The sequence below is a fragment of the Isoptericola sp. NPDC019482 genome (assembly GCF_040632295.1).
In the GTDB taxonomy this organism is placed as follows: Bacteria; Actinomycetota; Actinomycetes; order Actinomycetales; family Cellulomonadaceae; genus Isoptericola.
Genome location: NZ_JBEYBQ010000054.1, coordinates 1 through 17,016, shown reverse-complemented (window position 1 = coordinate 17,016; position 17,016 = coordinate 1). Strand labels below are relative to the sequence as shown.

The window sequence follows — 17,016 nt, the reverse complement described above, 5'->3', positions numbered from 1 at the left end:
GGGGGTCCCCCCCGTTTCGCGCCCCCCCGGGGGGCCAAACCGGTTGCCCCCCGCCTGTTCGGGCAGGGGGTGCGGGCGGGCCGGCACGACGGGCGGGGCGCCGTCCGGGAGAGTGGGCGCCATGGTGCGGGCGACGTCAGAACGGGCACGGGCGTGGGCATGGACGCGGTAGGCGGCGTGGTCGGCGCGATCTTCGCGTTCGTGTCGACGGTGGCGATGCTGGTGCTGCTCGCCTGGACGGCGCGGCGGGTGATGGGTGCGCCGGTCGGCTGGATCCGGGCGGTGCTCGTCTCGTTGGCCGCGATCACCGGCGCCTCGGCGGCGCTCACCAGCGGGCTGCGCGCGGCGGGCTGGTGGAGCGGCGACGGCGAGCTCGAGGTCGACCCGTGGGTCGCGCTCGTGGGGATCGTCCTCGTCTTCTGCTGGGCGTTCGTGCTGGGCCTGTGCGTGCTGCTCGTGCTGGAGCTGCTGGTGCCCACGGGCACGCTGCCGACGCCGTGGCGTGCCGCCCGGCGGCTGCGGCAGGGCCGGCGCGAGACGCGCCGCTACGCCCAGGTGGTGGCGATCGCCGTCCGGCACGGCCTGGGCGGGGCGTTCGGGCGCAACCGCCGCGACGCCCGGACGACGTCGCGCTCGGACGTCCGTCGCCTCGCGGTCGGGCTGCGCGACACGCTGTCGGACGCGGGCGTGACGTTCGTGAAGTTCGGCCAGATGCTCTCCACCCGGCGCGACCTGCTGCCGGACGCCGTCACCGAGACCCTCGCGACGCTGCAGAGCGACGTGCCGCCCGCGCCGTGGGAGCAGGTGGAGGCGGTCGTCGAGACGTCGCTCGGGCGGCCCGTGGGCGAGGTCTTCGCCTCCTTCGACCCGCAGCCGCTCGCCTCCGCGTCGGTGGGCCAGGTGCACGCCGCGCGCCTGCTCGACGGGCGCGACGTCGTGGTCAAGGTGCAGCGCCCGGGCGCGCGCGAGCAGGTCGCCGTCGACCTCGCGATCCTCGGCCGCCTCGCCCGCCGCCTCGAGCGCGACACCGCGTGGGGCCGCTCCCTCGGCGTCGTCGCGCTGGCCGACGGCTTCGCCGCATCGCTGCGCGAGGAGCTCGACTACGACGTCGAGGCGGAGAACACGCGAGCGCTGCGCGCGGTGCTGGACGTCACGACGCACGACGGCGCGTCGTCGGGCCCGCTCGTCGTGGTGCCGCAGGTGGTCGACGGGCCGTCGAGCGGCACGCTGCTCGTGCTGGAGCGGCTCGACGGCACGCCGGTCGGCCAGGCCCACGCGGCGCTCGCCCGGCTCGACGACGAGGCCCGCGCCGCCCTCGCGGACCGGCTGCTGCGCGCCGCGCTCGACCAGCTGCTCGTGGCGGGCACGTTCCACGCCGACCTGCACCCGGGCAACGTGCTCGTGCTGGCCGGCGGCGGGCTCGGCCTGCTGGACATGGGGTCGGTGGGTCGCCTCGGCGAGCCGGAGCGCATCGCGCTCGGGGCGCTGCTCCTGGCGATCGAGGGAGACGACGCGATCGCCGCCACGGACGCCCTGCTCGAGCTGCTCGACGCGCCGCCCGGCCTGGACGCGCGGCGCCTCGAGCGCGAGGTGGGCCAGCTGGTGCTCCGGTTCCGCGCGGGTGCCGGGGCGGGCGCCGCCTTCGCCGGCCTGGTCCGGGTCGTGACGTCGGCCGGCATGGCCGTGCCGCCGCAGGTCGCCGCCGCGTTCCGCACGTTCGCGTCGCTGGAGGGCACGCTCGGCCTGCTCAGCCCCGGCTACGACCTGGTGGCAGGAGCCCGCGAGCACGGCCGCCCGCTGATGCACCGGCTCGTCACCCCGGAGGCGGTGCGCCGCAAGGCCACGCAGCAGCTGCTCGGCTTCGCACCCGAGCTGGAGCGGCTGCCCCGCCGCGTGACCCGCCTCGTCCGCGACCTGGAGGAGGGACGGTTCACGGTCACCGTCCGCGCGTTCTCCGACCCCGCCGACCGGGCGTTCCTGTCCGGCCTGGTGCAGCAGGTCATCATGACGCTCGTGGCCGTGGGCGCCGTCGTCGGCGCGGTGGTGCTGTTCGTCGCCGACGGCGGACCGATGCTCGCGCCCCAGCTGCCCTGGTTCACGGTGCTCGGCGCCGCGCTGGGCTTCGTCGGCACGGTGCTCGCGGTGCGGGTGCTCGTCGTGGCGTTCCGCGGCACCACGCGGGACCGGTGGTGAAAGCCGCACAGAGGGGCATGATCGGCTCATGAGATACGCGGAGCACATCTCGGAGCTCGTCGGGCACACCCCGCTCGTGCGGCTCACCCGTGTCACGGACGGCCTCAGCGCGACGATCCTCGCCAAGGTCGAGTACGTGAACCCCGGCGGGTCGGTCAAGGACCGCATCGCGCTGAAGATGGTCGAGGCGGCGGAGGCGTCCGGCGAGCTGCGGCCCGGCGGCACGATCGTCGAGCCGACGTCGGGCAACACCGGCGTGGGCCTCGCGCTCGTCGCGCAGCGCAAGGGCTACGACTGCGTGTTCGTCTGCCCGGACAAGGTGAGCGAGGACAAGCGCGACGTGCTGCGGGCGTACGGCGCGCGCGTGGTCGTGACGCCCACCGCCGTGCCGCCCGACCACCCCGACTCCTACTACTCGGTCTCCGACCGGCTCGTGCGGGAGATCGACGGGGCCTGGAAGCCGAACCAGTACGCCAACCCGAACGGCCCGCTGTCCCACTACGAGTCCACCGGGCCCGAGGTGTGGGCGGACACCGACGGCCGCGTGACGCACTTCGTCGCGGGCGTCGGCACGGGCGGCACGATCACCGGCACCGGCCGCTACCTCAAGGAGGTCTCGGCGGAGCGGGCCGACGGCGGCCCGGTGCGGGTCGTCGGCGCCGACCCGGCGGGCTCGGTCTACTCCGGTGGCGACGGCCGCCCCTACCTGGTCGAGGGCGTCGGCGAGGACTTCTGGCCAGGGGCCTACGACCCGACCGTCCCCGACGAGGTCATCGCCGTCACCGACGCGGACTCGTTCGCGATGACGCGCCGCCTCGCGCGCGAGGAGGGCCTGCTCGTGGGCGGCTCGTGCGGGATGGCGGTCGAGGCCGCGCTGCGGCTCGCGCGCCGGCTCGAGGAGGAGGACGCCGCGGCCGCGGCGCAGGCCGTGATCGTCGTCCTGCTGCCCGACGGCGGGCGCGGCTACCTGTCGAAGATCTTCTCCGACACGTGGATGCGGTCGTACGGGTTCCTGCCCGACGAGGAGGGCGTCACCGCCGGCGACGTCCTGCGGGCCAAGGACGGGCGGCTGCCCGACCTCGTGCACACGCACCCCAGCGAGACGGTGCGCGACGCCATCGAGATCCTGCGCGAGTACGGCGTCTCGCAGATGCCCGTCGTCGGGGCCGAGCCGCCCGTGAAGATCGGCGAGGTCGCGGGCGCGGTCACCGAGCGCGCGCTGCTCGACGCCGTGTTCTCCGGCCGCGCGTCCCTCGCCGACCGCGTCGACGCGCACATGCAGCCCCGGCTGCCGCTCATCGGCGCCGGCGAGGGCGTGGAGGCGGTGCGCGCCGCGCTCACCGACGCCGACGCGCTGCTCGTCGTGGAGGACGGCGACCCGGTCGGCGTCCTCACCCGCCACGACCTGCTCGGGTTCGTCGCGGGCCGGTGACCACGCTCGTGCGTAGTCTGGCCGGGTGAGCCACAGCGAGCAGGGTCGGGCGCACCCCGACTGGACGACCACCGGCTTCTCGACCCGTGCCATCCACGCGGGCCAGGACCCGGACCCGACGACGGGCGCCGTCGTGCCGCCGATCCACCAGGTCTCCACGTACAAGCAGGACGGCGTGGGCGGCCTGCGCGGCGGGTACGAGTACTCGCGCTCCGCCAACCCGACGCGCACCGCGCTGGAGGAGGCGCTCGCGGCGGCGGAGCGGGGCGAGCGCGGCTTCGCGTTCGCGTCCGGCCTGGCCGCCGAGGACACGCTGCTGCGCGCGGTGCTGCGTCCCGGCGACCACGTGATCGTGCCCGACGACGCATACGGCGGCACGTACCGCCTCATCGCGCGCGTCTTCGGGCCGTGGGGGATCGCGCACACTCCCGTCGACCTGTCCGACGTCGAGGCGGTCCGGGCCGCGGTCCGGCCCGAGACGAGGGTGCTGTGGGTCGAGACGCCCACCAACCCGCTGCTCGGGATCAGCGACGTCGCGGCGCTCGCGGGTGTCGCGCACGACGCGGGCGCGCTGCTCGTCGTGGACAACACGTTCGCCACCCCGTACCTGCAGCAGCCGCTGGCGCTGGGCGCGGACGTCGTCGTGCACTCGACGACCAAGTACATCGGGGGCCACAGCGACGTCGTCGGGGGAGCGCTCGTCGTCGCGGCGGGCGCGGTGCTGCCGGGCGGGCTCGAGTCGCCCGCGGGGGGCACGGACGTGGCCGGCGCCGTCGGCTTCCACCAGAACTCGTCGGGCGCCGTCGCCGGGCCGTTCGACGCGTGGCTCACGCTGCGCGGGCTCAAGACGCTCGCGGTCCGGATGGACCGCCACCAGGCCAACGCGGCCGCGGTCGCGGCCTTCCTCGTCGACCACCCGGCCGTGACCGAGGTGCTCTACCCGGGCCTCGCGTCCCACCCGGGGCACGACGTCGCGGCTCGCCAGATGAGCGGGTTCGGCGGCATGGTGTCGTTCCGGGCGGGCAGCGAGGCGAAGGCGCTCGACGTGTGCGCGCGCACGCGGGTGTTCACGCTCGCCGAGTCGCTGGGCGGGGTGGAGTCGCTCGTCGAGCACCCGGGTCGCATGACGCACGGCTCGGTGGCGGGCACGTCCCTCGAGGTGCCCGACGACCTCGTGCGGCTGTCCGTCGGGATCGAGGACGTGGACGACCTGGTCGCGGACCTCGAGCAGGCCCTCGCGTAGCGGCGGGGCCGGCGTCAGCCGCGGACGACGGTGACGGGGCAGGGCGCGAAGTCGAGCACCTGCCGGCTCACCGAGCCGAGCAGCAGCCGGTCGAAGCCGCCGAGACCGCGCGCCCCGACGACGAGCCGCTCGGCACCCTGCGCCGCGAGCACGAGCTGCTTGGCGGCCTGGCCGTGCACCACCCGGCGGTTCAGGCGCTCGGGCGGCAGCGTGACGCCGGCCGCCCGGACCGCCTCGGCGAGCGAGTCGGCCGCGAACTTCTCGTAGTCCTCGACGGGCGGCGCCCAGCCCCACGAGCCGGGCAGCGGAGCCAGGGTCGTGATCTGCCAGGCGAAGACGGCGTCGATCGACGCCCCCGTGCGGCCCGCGACCTCGCACGCGTGCCGCAGTGCGGCGACGCTCGGGGCCGACGTGTCGACGCCGACGACGATGCGCGGCGCCGGCTCGGCGGGAACGTCGTCCGCGCCGTCGGGGTTGCCGTGCCGCACCACCGTGACGGGCACGACGGCGTGCTCCACGACCGTCGTCGACACCGAGCCCAGGACCGCGCGCCCGAGCCGGCCCCGCCGCCGCCGGCCCAGGACCAGCATGTCGGCGTCCGCGCCGAGCTCGAGCAGCCGGTCGGCCGCCGGGCCGGGCAGGGCCGCGACCGTCCCCTCGACGTCGACCCCGGTGCGGGCGCGGGCCGCGTCGAGCAGACCCTGGGCCTCCTCGCGCACCGGGGCCAGCGCGGCCTCGTGCGCGGCGGCGTCGGCGCCCTTCCCTGCGCCCGCGTCGACCATGACCAGCGTGAGCGGCGCGGCGGCCGTTGCGGCCTCCCGCAGTGCCCAGTCCAGCGCCTCGTCCGACTCGACCGAACCGTTGACCCCGACCACGATGCCGCGCATCGGCCACCCCGACTCTCTCGTCGTGCGTCCGCCGCCCCGCCACGACCCGGGGGGACGGCCCTGGCTTGCAGCATAGGTCGGGCGTCGTCGCCCGTCAGGGCGAGGTCACGGGACGTCGATCACGCACCGCCGTCAGCACGCCGACGCCCCGACAGCAGGGCGTCGACGGGGCGCGTCACGACCTCCACCCGGTCGACGAGGTCGGCGGGGCCCGTGACCACGAGGGCGCGGTCGGCCGCCGCCACGTACACGGCCGTGGTCTCGCGCGCGGTGACGCGCACGCAGTCCGCGTCGTCGCCGTCGACGGAGAACGTCCCCGTCGCCAGCGGGGCCTCGTCGACCTCCGCGACGAGGGCGCGCATGGCGCTGCGGTAGTCCTGGAAGGAGTCCGCGAAGTCCGACCCCTCGTGCGCGGCGCCCCCGTCGGCTTTGTCCGGCTCGTCGGCCGGTGCGGCCTCGACGGGAGCGGCGATGTCGGCGTGCAGGGGCGCGGCGAGCGCGCCACTGCACGCGGCGCGGACCACGTCCTCGACGTCGTCGTCGGGCACCCGGGTGCGCAGGGTCTCGACCTCCAGCGCCTCGCCGGTGAACGACCGGTAGGCGCGCACGAACCGCTCGCACGTGGGGTCCTCGGAGTCCGTGTGCCCCGTGAGCGACTCGTCCTCCAGGTCGAGGCCCCAGGTCAGCGGGTCGTGCACCTCGCCGAGGAGACCCGAGAACCGGGCCAGCCGCGCGTCGTCCCCGTTCCACGCCCGCCGGCCCGCGTCGTGACCCGCCCCGCCCGTGGCTCCCGGCTGCTGCTCGATCTCGTCCATCGGTACCCCCTGGGTGGAACCTCTGCGGCGGTCTCCGCGGCGGCGACCGCCTTTCCCCGAGCCTGGACCGCCCCGGCCGCGGCTGGCAATCCGGCACGCCGTCACGCCCCTGGCGAACATGGGCTTACCGAGGGGGGTCGGCGAGTTGGGAGCGCATAGAGTCGTAGCGGTCAGGCTGTAGCCGTCAATCCGACGGGGTGCAGGTAACGCCGCTCGTGAGGGAGCAGCACATGTTCGAGAGATTCACCGACCGAGCCCGTCGGGTGGTCGTCCTTGCTCAGGAAGAGGCAAGGATGCTCAACCACAACTACATCGGCACCGAGCACATCCTGCTCGGACTCATCCACGAGGGTGAGGGCGTCGCCGCGAAGGCCCTGGAGTCGCTGGGGATCTCGCTCGACGGCGTCCGCACCCAGGTCACCGAGATCATCGGCGAGGGCCAGCAGGCCCCGAGCGGGCACATCCCGTTCACGCCGCGCGCCAAGAAGGTGCTGGAGCTGTCGCTCCGCGAGGCGCTGCAGCTCGGGCACAACTACATCGGCACCGAGCACATCCTGCTCGGCCTCATCCGCGAGGGTGAGGGCGTCGCCGCCCAGGTGCTCACCAAGATGGGCGCCGACCTGAACAAGGTGCGCCAGCAGGTCATCCAGCTGCTGAGCGGCTACCAGGGCAAGGAGCCCGTGGCCGCCGGCGGCCCGCAGGAGGGGCAGCCGTCCGGCTCCGCCGTCCTCGACCAGTTCGGCCGCAACCTCACCCAGGCCGCGCGCGAGGGCAAGCTCGACCCGGTCATCGGCCGCTCGACGGAGATCGAGCGCGTCATGCAGGTGCTGAGCCGCCGCACCAAGAACAACCCCGTGCTGATCGGCGAGCCGGGCGTCGGCAAGACTGCCGTCGTCGAGGGCCTCGCCCAGGACATCGTGCGCGGCGACGTGCCGGAGACGCTGAAGGACAAGCAGCTCTACACGCTGGACCTCGGCGCCCTGGTCGCCGGCTCCCGCTACCGCGGTGACTTCGAGGAGCGCCTCAAGAAGGTGCTCAAGGAGATCCGCACCCGCGGCGACATCATCCTGTTCATCGACGAGATCCACACCCTCGTCGGGGCGGGCGCCGCCGAGGGCGCGATCGACGCGGCGAGCATCCTCAAGCCGATGCTGGCCCGCGGCGAGCTGCAGACCATCGGCGCCACGACGCTCGACGAGTACCGCAAGTACGTCGAGAAGGACCCGGCCCTGGAGCGCCGCTTCCAGCCGATCCAGGTCAACGAGCCGTCGCTCGAGCACGCCATCGAGATCCTCAAGGGCCTGCGCGACCGCTACGAGGCGCACCACCGCGTGTCCATCACGGACTCCGCGCTGGTCTCCGCCGCGCAGCTCGCCGACCGGTACATCAACGACCGGTACCTGCCGGACAAGGCGATCGACCTGATCGACGAGGCCGGCGCACGCCTGCGCATCCGTCGCATGACGGCGCCGCCGGAGCTCAAGGCCCTGGACGAGGAGATCGCCGAGGCGCGCCGCGACAAGGAGTCGGCGATCGACGAGCAGGACTTCGAGAAGGCCGCCGGGCTGCGGGACAAGGAGAAGCAGCTCACCGCCCAGCGCGCCGACAAGGAGAAGGCCTGGAAGTCGGGCGACCTCGACTCCGTCGCGGAGGTCGACGACGAGCTCATCGCCGAGGTGCTGGCGATGTCGACCGGCATCCCGGTCGTCAAGCTCACCGAGGAGGAGTCCAGCAAGCTCCTGCACATGGAGGACGAGCTGCACAAGCGGGTCGTCGGCCAGGACACGGCCATCAAGGCGCTGTCGCAGGCGATCCGTCGCACGCGCGCCGGGCTCAAGGACCCGAAGCGCCCCGGTGGCTCGTTCATCTTCGCCGGCCCCACGGGCGTCGGGAAGACGGAGCTGGCCAAGGCCCTCGCCGAGTTCCTCTTCGGGGACGAGGACGCGCTGATCCAGCTCGACATGTCCGAGTTCTCGGAGAAGCACACCGTGTCGCGGCTGTTCGGCTCGCCCCCCGGGTACGTCGGCTACGACGAGGGTGGGCAGCTCACGGAGAAGGTGCGTCGCAAGCCGTTCTCGGTGGTCCTCTTCGACGAGGTCGAGAAGGCCCACGCGGACATCTTCAACTCGCTGCTGCAGGTGCTCGAGGACGGTCGCCTGACCGACTCGCAGGGCCGGGTGGTCGACTTCAAGAACACCGTGATCATCATGACCACGAACCTCGGCACGCGGGACATCGCCAAGGGCGTCCAGACCGGCTTCAACGCCGGCGGCGACCTGGTGACCTCCTACGAGCGCATGAAGGCGAAGGTCAACGAGGAGCTCAAGCAGCACTTCCGGCCGGAGTTCCTCAACCGCGTCGACGACGTGGTGGTCTTCCCGCAGCTCTCGCAGGACGAGATCATCGAGATCGTCGACCTGGAGATCGCCAAGCTGGACAAGCGGCTGCGAGACCGGGACATGGCCATCGAGCTCACGCCCGCCGCGAAGAACCTGCTGGCGGAGAAGGGCTACGACCCGGTGCTCGGCGCCCGTCCGCTGAAGCGGGCGATCCAGCGGGAGATCGAGGACACGCTGTCCGAGAAGATCCTGTTCGGCGAGCTCAAGGCGGGCGACCTCGTGCTGGTCGACGGCGAGGGCGAGGGCATCCTCGGGGAGTTCACCTTCCGCGGGGTCCCCAAGAGCGAGCACGAGCGCGGGCCGGTCACGGTCGGCGCGGCGGCCGCTCTCGACGCCCCCACCGGCGTCTCGGTGCACGACCTGCCCCCGACCGGCCAGATGCAGGCCGGCGCGGAGTGACGCGCTGATCCCACCGACCTGACGGTCGACGACGAAGGCCCCGGACCCCCTCACAGGGTCCGGGGCCTTCGTCGTGCCGCGCCACGAGTTGTCAGGCCCACAGCCGGGTATACCGCGCTGTGGCTCTGACAACTCGCACGCCCGCGGAGTTGTCAGACCTACAGCGGGGTATACCCCGCCGTGGCTCTGACAGCTCGTCGGGGATCAGCGGAGACGGGACAGGACGGCGTCGGTGAGGTCGGCGACGTCGTCCACCAGCGCGACGGCGCCGGCCTCCGTGAGCTCGCCGGGCGCGGCGTACCCCCAGGTGGCGCCGACGCAGGGGATGCCGTGCTCGGCGGCGCCGTGCACGTCGTGCTCGCGGTCGCCGACCATGACCGCGGGGCCGTCGGCCGGGTCCACGGGGGAGGTGCGGCCGAGGGTCGCGAGGGCCTTGGCGATCACCGTGGCCTTGGTCGACGTGCCCTCGTCGAGCGGCGCGCCGAAGACGCCGTCGACCAGGTCCGTGAGCCCGTACCGGTCACAGATGGGCTTCGCGTACACCTCCGGCTTGGACGTCGCGACGGCGAGCGTGCAGCCGGCGGCCCGCAGCGCGCGGAGCACCTCGGGGACGCCGTCGAACACCCGGTTGTCGTACATGCCGCCGGCGGCGTACACCTCGCGGTACGCGCGCACCGCCTCGTCCACGCGGTCGGCCGGGACGCCGTGCTCCGGGAACGTGTCGGTGATGGGCGGGCCGACGAACGAGCGCAGCGTGGCGTCGTCGGGCACGGGCAGGCCGAGCGCGCCGTAGGCGTGGCGGATGCCCGCCACGATGCCGGGCGCGGAGTCGGTGAGCGTGCCGTCGAGGTCGAGCAGGACGAGCGGGGAGGGGGAGCGGGTCACCCCGGCAGGGTACGTGCCGTGGTGCCGGTGTCGGTGCCGGTGCCGGTGCCCGGGCCTCAGACGGCGCGCGCGTGCGCGACCAGATGGTCGAACGCCGTGTCGAGGGCGTCGTCCACCCGCTGCGCCTCCGGGTGCGCGTCGTGCCAGGCGACCTGCTCGACGGCGGCCCGGTCGTACGTGATCGTCGTGCCGAACTCGGGCACCAGGGCGCGCACCTTGGCGCAGTCGAACAGCATCGAGTGGGCCTTGTCGCCCAGCAGACCGGGGCCGGCGTCGGGCAGCGCGCGGGCGATGGTCTCGGAGGCCACGTGCACGAGCTCGGGCTCGTCGACGCCGGCGGCCGCGGCGAGCCAGCCGTAGATCTGGTCCCACGTCGGGGCGTGCGTGCCCATGATCTGGAACGTGTCGCCCACGGCGCCGGGGTGGCCGAGGAGGCCCACGAACCCGACGGCGAAGTCCTCCGTGTGGGTCAGGGTCCACAGGGAGGTGCCGTCCCCGTGCACGACGACGGGCTTCCCTGCCCGCAGCCGCGCGACGTCGGTCCAGCCGCCGGTGGTGGGCAGGAGCGTGCGGTCGTAGGTGTGCGACGGGCGCACGATCGTCGCGGGGAAGTCGCGGTCCCGCCAGGCGCGCACGAGCACGTCCTCGCCGGCGATCTTGTCGCGCGAGTACTGCCAGAACGGGTTGCGCAGCGGCGTGGACTCCGTGACGGGGAGCCGCTCCGGGGGCGTCTGGTACGCCGACGCGGACGAGACGAAGACGTACTGCCCGACCCGCCCGGTGAAGCGCTCGACGTCGTGCGCCACGTGGTCCGGGCGGAACGCGCGGAACTGCGCGACGACGTCGAACTCCCGGCCCGCGAGGGCGGCGTCGACGGCGTCGTCGTCGGTCACGTCGGCCACGAGCGTCTCGACCTCCGGCGGCAGCGGCCGCGTCGTCGACGTGCCGCGGTTGAGGACCGTGACGCGGTGCCCGAGGGCGACGGCGCGGGTGACGCTCGCGGCGCTGATGACGCCGGAGCCGCCGATGAACAGGACGTCCTGGGGGCTGCGGATGCTCATGGGCACATCGTGCCCGCCTCCGCCGTCGGCCGGCCTCCGGGCGCGCGGCTTGACAGGCAGGCTCGGCAACTGGTTCCGTACTACAGAACTGAGTTCCGTGTGACGGACCATGAGACACCGACGGTGTCTCGCTCGACGAGGAGCAGAAGGAGGGGGCGATGAGGCTCAGACAGCTGGCCGCAGCAGGGTCTGCGGCGCTCGTGGCGGTAGCGCTGACCGCCTGCGGCGCAGGATTCACCACCGCGACGGCGGGGAGCACGGCGTCCGACGGCGCCGGGGCGCCGGAGGCGGAGCGCGTCTTCAAGGTGGCCTTCAACCAGAACGCCGACCAGCCCGAGGCCGTGGCGCTGACCCACCTGGGGGAGCGGCTCGCGGAGCGGACCGACGGTCGCTACTCGGTGGAGGTGTACCCGAACGAGACCCTCGGCGCGCAGAAGGACACCGTCGAGCTGGTGCAGTCCGGTGCGGTCGACTTCGCCCTCGTGGCCGGGTCCCTGCTGGAGAACATCAACCCGGACTTCGTGGCCCTGAACATGCCGTACGTCTACGACTCCCAGGCGCACCAGGAGGCCGTGCTCAACGACCCGGCCATCACCGGGGACCTGTACACGTCGCTCGAGGACCAGCGGATCCGCGTGCTCGGAGGGTTCTCCGCCGGCGTGCGCAGCGTCTACACCTCGGCGCACCCGATCGAGACGCCCGAGGACCTCGCCGGCCTCAAGATCCGCGTCATGGAGACCGACACCAACAGCCGGATGATGGACCTCATGGGCGGCGTCGGCACGCCCATGGGCCAGGGCGAGGTGTACACGGCCATCCAGTCGGGCGTCATCGACGGCGGCGAGAACAACGAGTCGATCTACCGCAACCTCAAGCACGACGAGGTCGCGCCGTACTACTCGTACACGAACCACCTCATGATCCCGGACTACCTCATCACCAACCCGGACACCTTCGACGCCATGTCGGAGGCCGACCGCGGCGTGTTCCTCGAGGAGCTCCAGGCGGCCTACGACGAGTCGAGCCGCCTCACGACCGAGGTCATGACGGAGAGCCAGCAGGCCGCCGAGGAGGCCGGCGCCGAGTTCAACTCGCCCGACGTCGAGCCGTTCCGCGAGGCCGTCGCCCCGCTGCTCGACGAGAAGCTCACCACGCCCACGTCGCGCGAGCTCTACGACCGCACCCGCGCCGTCGCCGAGCAGATGGCGGAGGAGGACCGATGACCCGCGTCAAGAACGGCCTCGACGTCGTGCTGCGCTGGCTGTGCGTGCTGCTCCTGGGTGCGCTGGTGCTGGTCGTGGCATGGCAGGTCTTCACCCGCCAGGTGCTGTCCGCGCCGAGCGTGTGGTCCGAGGAGCTCGCCAAGTACCTGTTCGTGTGGCTCAGCTTCTTCGGCACCGCCCTCGTGTTCGGCGAGCGCGGGCACATCGCCGTCGACTTCCTCGTGCGCAAGGCGCCCGAGCACCTGCAGCGCGCGGCCGCCGTGCTCAGCCAGGTCGTGACGTTCGCGTTCGCCGCGCTGGTGCTCGTCTACGGCGGCTGGCAGCTCGCCCAGCTCACCTGGACGCAGGACGTGCCCAGCCTCCCGCTGATGGTCGGCTGGCTCTACCTGGTGCTCCCGGTCTCGGGCGTGCTCGTGCTCTTCTACACCGTCTACCACCTGGTGGCCGTCGTGCGTGGCGTGGAGAACGCCAGCACCGACGGCGAGCCGGACGCAGTCTGAGGGGGCTCACATGGAGGTGGCAGCAATCGCCGGGCTGGTCCTGATCGTCGGGATCCTCGCCCTCCTCGCGCTGGGGATCCCGATCTCCGTGGCCGTCGGCACGTCGTCGGCGCTCGCCGCGATCACCGTGCTCGGCTTCGAGAACGGGCTCCTCACGTCCGCGCAGCAGATGTTCCGCGGCGTCAACAACTTCTCCCTGCTGGCGATCCCGTTCTTCGTGCTCGCCGGCGTGATCATGAACAACGGCGGGATCGCGCTGCGGCTCGTCAACTTCGCCAAGATGCTCGTGGGCCGGGCCCCCGGGTCGCTCGCCCAGACCAACGTCGCGGCGAACGCGATGTTCGGGGCGGTCTCCGGCTCGGCCGTCGCGTCCGTGGCCGCCGTCGGCTCGACGATGGGGCCGCTGCAGGCGAAGGAGGGGTACCCCAGGGACTTCGCCGCCGCGACCAACATCGCGTCCGCGCCGTCCGGCATGATCATCCCGCCCAGCAACCTGATGATCGTGTACTCGCTCGTGTCGAGCACGTCCGTCGCGGCGCTGTTCGTGGCCGGCTACGTGCCCGGCATCCTGTGGGCCGCCGTCTGCATGGTGATCGTGCACCTGTACGCCCGCAAGCGGCCCGAGCTGCGCGTGACCGAGAAGCTGTCGGGCGCGGCGAGGCTCAGGGTCGCCGGGCAGGCCGTCCCGGCACTCCTGCTCATCGTCATCGTCATCGGCGGCATCCTGGCGGGCGTCTTCACGCCCACCGAGGCGTCGTGCATCGCCGTGCTGTACTCGCTGGTCCTGTCCTTCGTGTACCGCTCGATCTCGGTGCGCGACCTGTCCGGCATCCTGCTCGAGTCGGCGCGCACCACGGCGATCGTCATGTTCCTCGTCGGGGTGTCCGCGGTGATGTCGTGGGTGATGTCGTTCGCGCAGATCCCGCAGCTCGTGACCGACGCCCTGCTGAGCGTCAGCACCAACCCGTACGTGCTCATCGTGCTCATCGTGGTGCTGCTGCTGGTCATCGGCTGCTTCATGGACCCGACGCCGGCGGTGCTGATCTTCGCGCCGATCTTCCTGCCCGTCGTCACCGCGTTCGGCATGGACCCCGTGCACTTCGGGATCTTCATGGTGCTCGCGCTGTCCATCGGCACGATCACCCCGCCCGTCGGGCCCGTCCTGTTCGTCGGTGCCAGGGTGTCGGGCATGTCCATCGAGAGCGTCATGCGGAGACTCGTCCCGTTCTTCGTCGCCCTCGTGCTCCTGCTGCTGGTCGTGGCCATGACGCCCGCCCTGTCGCTCTGGCTGCCGGGGCTGCTCGGGCTCGCCTGACCTGCCACGTCCACCGTCCACCGTCCACCACCGATTCGGAGGTTCCCATGGAACAGCGTTACGCCACCGCCCCGGAGCAGATCCCGGGCATGACCACCCAGGACCTGCGGGACCGCTACCTCGTGCCCGACCTGTTCGTCGACGACGAGATCCGCACGGTCTACACCCACCACGACCGCGTGGTGCTGGGCGGCATCAGCCCGGTGTCCGCGCCGTTGAGCCTGCCGGGCTACCCGGAGATCCGCTCGGAGCAGTTCTTCGAGCACCGCGAGGCCGGCATCGTCAACGTCGGCGGCCCGGGCACGATCACGGTGGACGGCACGGAGCACCGCCTCGCGCACGGCGCCTGCCTGTACGTCGGGCGCGGCGCGACCGACGTCGTCCTCGCGTCCGACAGCGCGTCCGGCACCGCGACGGGGGAGGCCGGGCCCGCCCGGTTCTACCTCTTCTCGGCGCCGGCGCACACCGCGTACCCGACCACGCTGGTCGAGCCCGGGCAGGGCACCGTGCGCGAGCTCGGCGACCAGGTCACGTCCAACCGTCGCACGCTCAACCAGTACATCCACGAGAACGGCGTGCAGTCGTGCCAGGTGGTCATGGGCGTCACGACGCTGCACCCGGGCAGCATGTGGAACACCATGCCCGCGCACACCCACGACCGGCGCACGGAGTGCTACCTGTACTTCGACCTGCCGGCCGAGGCGCGCGTCGTGCACCTGCTGGGCGAGCCCACCGAGACGCGGCACATGGTCGTGGCGGACCGCGAGGCGATCATCTCGCCGAGCTGGTCGGTGCACTCCGGCGTCGGCACCGCCGCATACTCCTTCGTGTGGGCGATGGCCGGCGAGAACCAGGCGTTCGACGACATGGACGGGTTCGACGTCGCCACGATGCGCTGACGACAGCGCCGAGGACGCGCGGACGCGCAGGGACGAGGAGGAACGGTCGATGAGCGAGGCGACGACGGCCAGCGAGAAGACGCTGATGGTGCTCGAGGCGGCGATGACGCACGGGCGCTTCAGCGAGATCGTGGCGGCGGTGGACCTGCCGAAGGCGACGGTGCACCGCATCCTCGCCACGCTCGTCGACCGGGACTTCATCCGGGTCGCCGACGGCGGGACGCACGTGCCCGGCCCGAAGATCCTGTCCCTGGCCGGGAAGGCGTACGACCGGGTGGACGTCTCGACGATCGTGCAGCCGTACGTCGACGACCTCGTGCGCCGCGTGCAGTGCACGGTGCACGTCGGCGTGCGCAGCGGGGACGAGATCATCTACCTGGTCCGCACCGACTCGGACAAGCCGTACCGGATGCCGTCTCGCGTCGGCGCGTCGATCCCGCTGCACACCTCCGCGATCGGCAAGTCCATCCTGGCGCGGCTCGACGACGACGCCGTCGAGCGGTTCGTCAACCGCGCCGGGCTGCCGCGCCGCACGGCGCGCAGCCTGGCGACGTTGGAGGACCTGCGCGCGGAGCTGGCGGACATCCGCCGCGACGGATACGCGTTCGACCGCGAGGAGAACGTGCCCGGCGTGGTCTGCATCGGCACGGCGATCCGCGACCACTCCGGCCACTCCAACTACGGCCTGTCGATCTCCTCGCTCGCCCTCGAGCACACGGAGAGCCAGCTCGCCGCGATGGCGGACGACCTGCACAAGACGGCCGCCGACATCACCCACGCGCTCGGGGGCGACCGGTAGGGCCCAGCGCCCGCCCGCCCCCGGGCCCGACGAAGGAACGAGACACGTGAGCACCAGCAGCACCGACCGACCCGCCGCCCAGCCAGGGCTCGACCCCGCCGTGGCCGGCCTGTTCAGCCTCGAGGGCCGCACCGCGGCCGTGACGGGCGCCAGCAAGGGCATCGGCCTCGCGATCGCGGCGCTCCTCGCCCGCGCGGGGGCCGACGTCATCGGCGTCAGCACGACGATGCCGGACGGCGACTCGGACGCCCGCCGCGTCGTCGAGGCCGCGGGGCGCCGGTTCACCCCGGTCGCGACCGACCTGTCCGACCGCGATGCCGTCACCGCCCTCGGCGCGACGCTGGTGGAGCGCGAGGTGGACGTGCTGGTCAACAACGGCGGCACCATCCGCCGGGCCCCGGCGGCGGAGCACCCGGACGCCGACTTCGACCACGTGCTCGAGGTGAACCTGCGTTCCGCGTGGACCCTCTCGCGCGAGGTCGGGCGGGCGATGCTGGCACGAGGCAGCGGCAAGATCGTCAACACCGCGTCGATGCTGAGCTTCCAGGGCGGCGTCAACGTGCCGGGCTACACGGCGTCCAAGTCGGCGCTCGCGGGCCTGACCAAGGCGCTGGCCAACGAGTGGGCGGGCCGCGGCGTCAACGTCAACGCCGTCGCGCCCGGCTACGTGGCCACCGCCAACACCGGCGCGCTGCGCGCCGACGAGGACCGCAACGCCGAGATCCTCGCCCGCATTCCTGCGGGCCGCTGGGCCACCCCGGACGACATCGCGGGCGCGGTGCTGTACCTGGCCTCGCCCGCGTCGGACTACGTGCACGGCGCGATCATCCCCGTCGACGGCGGGTGGCTGGCACGCTGAGGTCTCTGGGGCCGTCGACGTAGCGGTTGGTCGCCCCGTGCACGTAGTCCGACGCGGGCGAGGCCAGGTACAGCACCGCGCCCGCGATGTCGTCCGGGGTGGCCCAG

At 72.9% G+C, this 17,016-nt stretch carries 14 protein-coding genes; 10 read left to right on the top strand and 4 right to left on the bottom strand.

Annotated features, from left to right (window positions below; translation table 11 throughout):
- Positions 1-159 precede the first annotated feature (159 nt).
- The 3 genes from ABZ493_RS20835 to ABZ493_RS20825 are packed head-to-tail and all read left to right on the top strand — an operon-like array spanning position 160 to position 4,868.
- Complete coding sequence (locus ABZ493_RS20835; protein ID WP_430584022.1) at positions 160-2,193, top strand: AarF/UbiB family protein; 2,034 nt, start codon at positions 160-162, stop codon at positions 2,191-2,193.
- Between the two features lie 28 nt (positions 2,194-2,221).
- On the top strand, positions 2,222-3,625 hold the full coding sequence (locus tag ABZ493_RS20830) for a cystathionine beta-synthase (RefSeq protein WP_430584021.1): 1,404 nt from the start codon (positions 2,222-2,224) through the stop codon (positions 3,623-3,625).
- Positions 3,626-3,650: 25 nt separating this feature from the next.
- Entirely contained in the window at positions 3,651-4,868 is a 1,218-nt protein-coding gene (locus ABZ493_RS20825) for a cystathionine gamma-synthase (protein ID WP_430584020.1), read from the top strand.
- Between the two features lie 14 nt (positions 4,869-4,882).
- On the opposite strand, the gene ABZ493_RS20820 is transcribed toward ABZ493_RS20825, so the two are convergent.
- Positions 4,883-5,755, bottom strand: a complete 873-nt coding sequence (locus ABZ493_RS20820; protein ID WP_430584019.1) for a universal stress protein — start codon at positions 5,753-5,755, stop codon at positions 4,883-4,885.
- Positions 5,756-5,874: 119 nt separating this feature from the next.
- Positions 5,875-6,570 (bottom strand): hypothetical protein, encoded by a 696-nt coding sequence (locus ABZ493_RS20815; RefSeq protein ID WP_430584018.1) that lies wholly within the window; start codon positions 6,568-6,570, stop codon positions 5,875-5,877.
- Positions 6,571-6,800: 230 nt separating this feature from the next.
- Between ABZ493_RS20815 and ABZ493_RS20810 the strand changes: the two genes are divergently transcribed.
- A complete protein-coding gene (locus ABZ493_RS20810) occupies positions 6,801-9,368 on the top strand; it encodes an ATP-dependent Clp protease ATP-binding subunit (protein ID WP_429736275.1) in 2,568 nt (855 codons plus the stop codon).
- Positions 9,369-9,572: 204 nt separating this feature from the next.
- On the opposite strand, the gene ABZ493_RS20805 is transcribed toward ABZ493_RS20810, so the two are convergent.
- Positions 9,573-10,253 (bottom strand): HAD hydrolase-like protein, encoded by a 681-nt coding sequence (locus tag ABZ493_RS20805; protein WP_430584017.1) that lies wholly within the window; start codon positions 10,251-10,253, stop codon positions 9,573-9,575.
- Positions 10,254-10,309: 56 nt separating this feature from the next.
- A complete protein-coding gene (locus ABZ493_RS20800; RefSeq protein ID WP_430584016.1) occupies positions 10,310-11,314 on the bottom strand; it encodes an NAD-dependent epimerase/dehydratase family protein in 1,005 nt (334 codons plus the stop codon).
- Between the two features lie 158 nt (positions 11,315-11,472).
- Here ABZ493_RS20800 and ABZ493_RS20795 point away from each other — a divergent pair, with 158 nt between their 5' ends.
- From ABZ493_RS20795 to ABZ493_RS20770, 6 genes are all read left to right on the top strand, one after another.
- Positions 11,473-12,537 (top strand): TRAP transporter substrate-binding protein, encoded by a 1,065-nt coding sequence (locus ABZ493_RS20795; RefSeq protein ID WP_430584015.1) that lies wholly within the window; start codon positions 11,473-11,475, stop codon positions 12,535-12,537.
- Positions 12,534-13,037: a TRAP transporter small permease gene (locus tag ABZ493_RS20790; protein WP_430584014.1), complete on the top strand. Its 504-nt coding sequence runs from the start codon at positions 12,534-12,536 to the stop codon at positions 13,035-13,037. Before ABZ493_RS20795 ends, ABZ493_RS20790 begins: the two co-directional genes overlap by 4 nt.
- 10 nt (positions 13,038-13,047) lie before the next feature.
- Positions 13,048-14,352: a TRAP transporter large permease gene (locus ABZ493_RS20785; protein ID WP_430584013.1), complete on the top strand. Its 1,305-nt coding sequence runs from the start codon at positions 13,048-13,050 to the stop codon at positions 14,350-14,352.
- 47 nt (positions 14,353-14,399) lie between these two features.
- Complete coding sequence (gene kduI / locus ABZ493_RS20780; protein ID WP_430584012.1) at positions 14,400-15,251, top strand: 5-dehydro-4-deoxy-D-glucuronate isomerase; 852 nt, start codon at positions 14,400-14,402, stop codon at positions 15,249-15,251.
- Between the two features lie 49 nt (positions 15,252-15,300).
- Entirely contained in the window at positions 15,301-16,050 is a 750-nt protein-coding gene (locus ABZ493_RS20775; RefSeq protein ID WP_430584011.1) for an IclR family transcriptional regulator, read from the top strand.
- A gap of 100 nt (positions 16,051-16,150) precedes the next feature.
- Entirely contained in the window at positions 16,151-16,909 is a 759-nt protein-coding gene (locus ABZ493_RS20770) for an SDR family oxidoreductase (protein ID WP_430584023.1), read from the top strand.
- The last annotated feature ends 107 nt before the right edge of the window (positions 16,910-17,016 follow it).

What these genes read in the sequence shown, in the direction of transcription:
- ABZ493_RS20775 (WP_430584011.1), top strand. Translation starts at nt 15,301, where the DNA reads ATGAGCGAGGCGACGACGGCCAGCGAGAAGACGCTGATGGTGCTCGAG.
- ABZ493_RS20800 (WP_430584016.1), bottom strand. Translation starts at nt 11,314, where the DNA reads ATGAGCATCCGCAGCCCCCAGGACGTCCTGTTCATCGGCGGCTCCGGC.
- ABZ493_RS20810 (WP_429736275.1), top strand. Translation starts at nt 6,801, where the DNA reads ATGTTCGAGAGATTCACCGACCGAGCCCGTCGGGTGGTCGTCCTTGCT.
- ABZ493_RS20790 (WP_430584014.1), top strand. Translation starts at nt 12,534, where the DNA reads ATGACCCGCGTCAAGAACGGCCTCGACGTCGTGCTGCGCTGGCTGTGC.
- kduI (WP_430584012.1), top strand. Translation starts at nt 14,400, where the DNA reads ATGGAACAGCGTTACGCCACCGCCCCGGAGCAGATCCCGGGCATGACC.
- ABZ493_RS20785 (WP_430584013.1), top strand. Translation starts at nt 13,048, where the DNA reads ATGGAGGTGGCAGCAATCGCCGGGCTGGTCCTGATCGTCGGGATCCTC.
- ABZ493_RS20815 (WP_430584018.1), bottom strand. Translation starts at nt 6,570, where the DNA reads ATGGACGAGATCGAGCAGCAGCCGGGAGCCACGGGCGGGGCGGGTCAC.
- ABZ493_RS20820 (WP_430584019.1), bottom strand. Translation starts at nt 5,755, where the DNA reads ATGCGCGGCATCGTGGTCGGGGTCAACGGTTCGGTCGAGTCGGACGAG.
- ABZ493_RS20795 (WP_430584015.1), top strand. Translation starts at nt 11,473, where the DNA reads ATGAGGCTCAGACAGCTGGCCGCAGCAGGGTCTGCGGCGCTCGTGGCG.
- ABZ493_RS20835 (WP_430584022.1), top strand. Translation starts at nt 160, where the DNA reads ATGGACGCGGTAGGCGGCGTGGTCGGCGCGATCTTCGCGTTCGTGTCG.
- ABZ493_RS20830 (WP_430584021.1), top strand. Translation starts at nt 2,222, where the DNA reads ATGAGATACGCGGAGCACATCTCGGAGCTCGTCGGGCACACCCCGCTC.